The organism is Candidatus Cyrtobacter comes (assembly GCF_034470605.1).
In the GTDB taxonomy this organism is placed as follows: Bacteria; Pseudomonadota; Alphaproteobacteria; order Rickettsiales; family Midichloriaceae; genus Cyrtobacter; species Cyrtobacter comes.
The window spans coordinates 1-4,865 of the sequence record NZ_JARGYT010000088.1 but is presented as its reverse complement, the minus strand read 5'-3'; the positions used below and the strand labels follow the sequence as shown (position 1 = coordinate 4,865).

Below are 4,865 nucleotides of genomic sequence, written 5' to 3'. Positions count from 1 at the left end.
TTCGCTAAACTCAAAGAAAGTCGACGCTTAGCATTACGATTTGAGAAATCCGATCTCTCTTTCCTTGCCTTTATAGCTTTAGCATCTATTAAATACAACCTTTGTTAACAGTGCCTAATCTCAAACATTTCCTCTAGATTATCTATCTCGGTATTTAAGCATTGTTTAAGTTTTTCTTGGCCTTTCACATTAGAACAAGCATAATTATACTTTTTTCCTATATCTAAGGAGCCCTCTTTGGTATTTCCAAAGAAAAACCATTTGGGACTATATGAGCGTTTATAGATATAGTTAGTCCCATTTAAACTGCGCCACTCTATAGAGTTAATAAATTCTACGTTATCTCGCTTTGTCAACCAATGCCAATTTATACCACTTGCAAAAGCATTACCAGCACCAAGAACTCCTATACAAGAAGCAGATAGGAGTAATGTATATAAGTTACTTTTATTTATCATATTGGTCTAATACTATATAAGACAGGTTGTTACGTGTTATTATACTATATTATAACGCATAATCAATATATTACTATAAATAATTAGTAAGCTATCTGGGTAGTGAGCGCTAACTTTAATAAGAGGTACATTTCTTCTTAAGTTTAAATAAGCTTAAATTTCTAATTTAAGGCATAGAACCATTATTCCGCCCGCTTTTTCATAAATTATCTAAGATCTTATTATTAAAGAATCCTTGATATCTTATGTTTATAATTCTGATAGATAGCTGTGAAGTTAAGATATGAGCAAAAACCCTTCCTCATGTTTTATAATACTAAGCCGCATGTATGAATATAGAGCCATTTTTGGCAGCCTATAGATAACCAAATAGCTTCTTATCACCTTTTAATTCAATAATTAATCTTAACTCCATTTGGTATGCTAGCTGCATTCCTTTTTACTTATAATTTAATGCCTTATAATACTACCCTTAATATGTATCTAAGCTTGTGTTTTTTAAATTTCATTATGGACATAGTATGTTTTTGCTGTTATATAGGTTTCCTCGCCATGGGATCTTAGCTCAGTTGGTTAGAGCAAACCGCTCATAACGGTTAGGTCGTAGGTTCAAGTCCTGCAGGTCCCACCAGTCTTTGTGTGTATTGATGGCGTTTTTTCTCTAGTTTTTCCAAGATGAGAAAGGTTTTTATAAAGACCTATGGGTGTCAGATGAATTTTTATGATTCGTCTAGAATGAGTGATATGCTGATATCTAAGAATTCTGTATTGGTAGAAGATATTGCTGATGCGGATATCGTGCTATATAATACATGCCATATAAGAGAAAAGGCTGCAGAGCGGGTATACTCAGAGCTGAGTAAGATAAAGCAATTAAAATATGCTAAAAAGAGATCTGGTAGCAATCTTACGTTGATATTAGCAGGCTGCACAGCACAAGCAGAGGGAGAGCAGGTTTTTGAAAGGGCCCCATATGTTGATATTGTTGTAGGGCCTCAATCATACCACACATTACCAAAACTTCTGGAAGATCTTGAAAAATTTGGCTCTAGGCAAATTAACTTAAGCTTTGAAGAAAATAAGAAATTTGATTATATAGAAAGATCAGAACAAGGCCCATCCGTCTTTCTTTCTGTACAAGAAGGTTGTGACAAATTTTGCCATTTTTGCGTTGTTCCGTATACTAGAGGTGCTGAATTTTCAAGACCCGCTAACGAAATCTATAGAGAGGCGCTAATGCTTGTTTCACACGGCGCTAAAGAGATTACATTATTGGGACAAAATGTTAGCGCTTACCATGGTAAAATTGATGATACAGAATATAATCTTGGAAAGCTTATTGAGAAACTCTCAGAAATTAGTGGATTAGAAAGAATAAGATATGTAACCTCCCATCCTATAGATATGTATGAATCTGGAATGATTGATGCACATAAAAATGTTGATAAGCTCATGCCATTTTTGCATCTTCCTATACAATCTGGATCTGATAGAATTTTAAAAAAAATGAATAGGAAGCATTCAAGGGATTTTTATTTATCTCTTATAGAAGAATTTAGACTTGCTAAGAGCGATATTGCATTTTCATCTGATTTTATAGTGGGTTACCCAGAAGAAAGTGATGAGGATTTTATGGAGACAATCGACGTTGTAAATAAAGTTAAATATTCGCAGTGCTATTCATTTAAATATAGCCCAAGGCCCGGAACCCCTGCTGCACTTGTTGAAAAACAAATTACAGAAGAGATAAAATCGAAAAGATTATCAGATCTTCAAAATATATTGTTTAATCAACAACTTGAATTTAATAAGAGCTTTATAGGTAAAAGCTTCCAGATTTTGCTCCAAAAAAACGGAAAACACGATGATCAATTGATAGGCAAATCCCCTTATATGCAATCTGTTGTTGTAAATAAGGGTAACAACAACATAGGTGATATAATAACAGTTAAGGTGCTCTCAGCACATCAAAATAGTTTATATGGTATCAGGGTTTAGGCCTCGCTAGAAAAAATAGTGGATAAGTCTATTATTTTACAGAGCGGCCAAATGTATAAAGGCAGATAGCCTTTGTATAGCTTAGGAAATAAGGATGAGTAAAAGCATGACAAGATCTTTTGAGGCGTATAGCCGTTTTATTTGAAGTGGGATACTTAGTAATACTTCTTGTATTACAGCTTACGCTAATTTAACTTCAATAACTATTATATCTTTATATCTAAAGAACGAGTATTAATATTATGGGCCCTTTTAGGAAGCTTGAATTGATGTTAAAATGCAAAATACTACCTGAGAACTTTATTTTCTCGCATGACTCGCGCCTATCTATTCGTAGTCATTAATTAATTTTCAGCCTCATCTCTCAATCTACTACAGCAAGATGCCCTTATAATCAGGGGGAAAATTCCCCCTACCAGTTTTTACAATCTAAACTTCTTAAATATATAAAAGATTATTTTTTAGAAAATTCCGAACACATCACTGAGAGTGACAGCACTACATATCCATATAACAATAATGGACTGGTAAATTATAAAGATTCTAACAACAACTAGAGGCATGGCTTAATACAAGACATATACTTCAGCACATGTAAAAGATTGTTTTTACAGCAGAAACCTATATAGATTTCAGTCAAATATCAGTATATAGCAAACAAAATTAATACACATTATATACAAACCTGCTTGATTTGAATTTATAAGATGCTTATACTCTGGCTGTTAGTGGGTTTGATGTTTTTTTGACATGAGCTTCCTTAGTAAACTTAAAGCTAAGTTTTTTGGTAAATTGGTTGGCAAGGATCAGTTCGCGAATCTGTATTATGAAACAGGGAGAGATAGGTATTTTGGCAGAAAGGGTCGTGTCGTGATTTATAACGGACTCTCTGAAGCTAGTAAAATTCCTCCTGATTGGTTTCTGTGGATTCATTATATGACTGATCAAATACCATCTCATGCCGGGGTGCTCATGAACAAGCAGCGTTGGATGAAAGAGCATATGGTTAATGTAACAGGGACTACTTTGGCGTATGACCCTATGGAGAATTGCGCACCTTGCACCCGCTATCAACGGTGGTTTGAATAGGTGTTTGTATGTATGATAGGAGGCTTGAGACGCTTGTAGGTGCAATTGTGCTTTTTGCATCGATCTTTTTTGCTGTATTTATCTATTTATCCAAAGATTCTGGCAGCAGCTCGAGTATGTTTTTTGCAAAATTTTCTGATGTAAATGGGCTTAAAACTGGCAGCAACGTACTACTTAATGGTGTGCGAGTAGGTCAAGTTTCTAAATGTAGATTAGATAATGATTTTAATGCTATAGTAGAGATGTTAATAGACTCAAGCATAGCATTACCAGTTGACACCCTTGCCTCGATTTCAGGGCTAGGTATCTTCTCATCAAAGAACGTTGAGCTAATCCCTGGTCATGAGGACGATATTATAAAGCCAGGTGGAGAGATATCAATGACAAAGCCCTCCTTCAGCATAGAAAACTTGATAGGTAAAGTTCTGTTTGGAGCCACTTCTTCTAAATAAAGTGAGGCTTTTGAAAAATATGTTATTACCGTGTCCAGCATTTTGTATTTTACATAATAAAATCTATGTTTAATATATAAGGATGATATGACAGTCATGCCCTCTATAGGCCCATATTGCAGAATATAAAAAGGGAAAATTAAAATATAGGCTTATTGTTGGCATTGCATAAAAGCAGTTGATAAGGTAGCAAAAGACCTTAAAAAAGAGAAAAATGTATAGCATAGCAATACGTTTACTATCATCTTCATTTATAGGTGGTGTTTATTATGGATAGCTATTAATTACGCACCGATAAAAATTCTTCATATACGTGCTATAAATTGGCAAAAATTCATATCAAAAGCGAATCAGAGACTTGAAATATCAGGAAATGCTGAGTTTAACGATTCTTATGTTCTTTAATAGGGATCAAAGTTACAGTGAACATTGCCCATTTATAATCTACCAACCGTTTTTAGATAACGCCATATTGTTGCTATTAAGGCTAAATTAATTTAGCAAAAATAATCATACGAATATAGCTAAAGCGTCATAAAAATGGCACATGACCAATTTTGAAAATAGCTTAGTTATCATTGGGTTAAGTTTAACAAAATTACTTTTTATGCAATCATTCTATACTGCCTTAGCTATAGCTCATAAAAAAGATATTCAAAAAGTATCTGAATACACACCTCTAGAACGCTACCTTGTTGCTAAATAAGATTTATCGCCTTTGATTCAAGCCAAACGCTTCCAAAATGTCTCGTTTTGAGGCATTATCATGCATAGATAGCGCCAAATCTCTAAACCTCCACATAGCCATCCTGAGCATGATTGGGCATTTAGAGTAACGCTTTGTTCTTCTGGTTAATCGGGCCAGCAT

At 34.2% G+C, this 4,865-nt stretch carries 4 protein-coding genes and 1 tRNA gene; 4 read left to right on the top strand and 1 reads right to left on the bottom strand.

Translation table 11 applies throughout. The annotated features are described in order from the left end of the window. Positions 1-104: 104 nt before the first annotated feature. Positions 105-458 (bottom strand): hypothetical protein, encoded by a 354-nt coding sequence (locus tag Cyrtocomes_RS05200; protein WP_322498132.1) that lies wholly within the window; start codon positions 456-458, stop codon positions 105-107. A 554-nt stretch (positions 459-1,012) separates the two neighbouring features. Here Cyrtocomes_RS05200 and Cyrtocomes_RS05195 point away from each other — a divergent pair. The 4 genes from Cyrtocomes_RS05195 to Cyrtocomes_RS05180 all read left to right on the top strand — a co-directional run bounded on the left by Cyrtocomes_RS05195 (position 1,013) and on the right by Cyrtocomes_RS05180 (position 3,997). After that, positions 1,013-1,089, top strand: a tRNA-Met gene (locus Cyrtocomes_RS05195). Positions 1,090-1,133: 44 nt separating this feature from the next. Beyond that, positions 1,134-2,456, top strand: a complete 1,323-nt coding sequence (gene miaB, locus Cyrtocomes_RS05190) for a tRNA (N6-isopentenyl adenosine(37)-C2)-methylthiotransferase MiaB (RefSeq protein ID WP_322498131.1) — start codon at positions 1,134-1,136, stop codon at positions 2,454-2,456. Positions 2,457-3,206: 750 nt separating this feature from the next. Continuing rightward, entirely contained in the window at positions 3,207-3,545 is a 339-nt protein-coding gene (locus Cyrtocomes_RS05185) for an NADH-ubiquinone oxidoreductase subunit NDUFA12 family protein (protein ID WP_322498130.1), read from the top strand. 8 nt (positions 3,546-3,553) lie between these two features. Then, positions 3,554-3,997: an MlaD family protein gene (locus Cyrtocomes_RS05180; RefSeq protein WP_322498129.1), complete on the top strand. Its 444-nt coding sequence runs from the start codon at positions 3,554-3,556 to the stop codon at positions 3,995-3,997. The last annotated feature ends 868 nt before the right edge of the window (positions 3,998-4,865 follow it).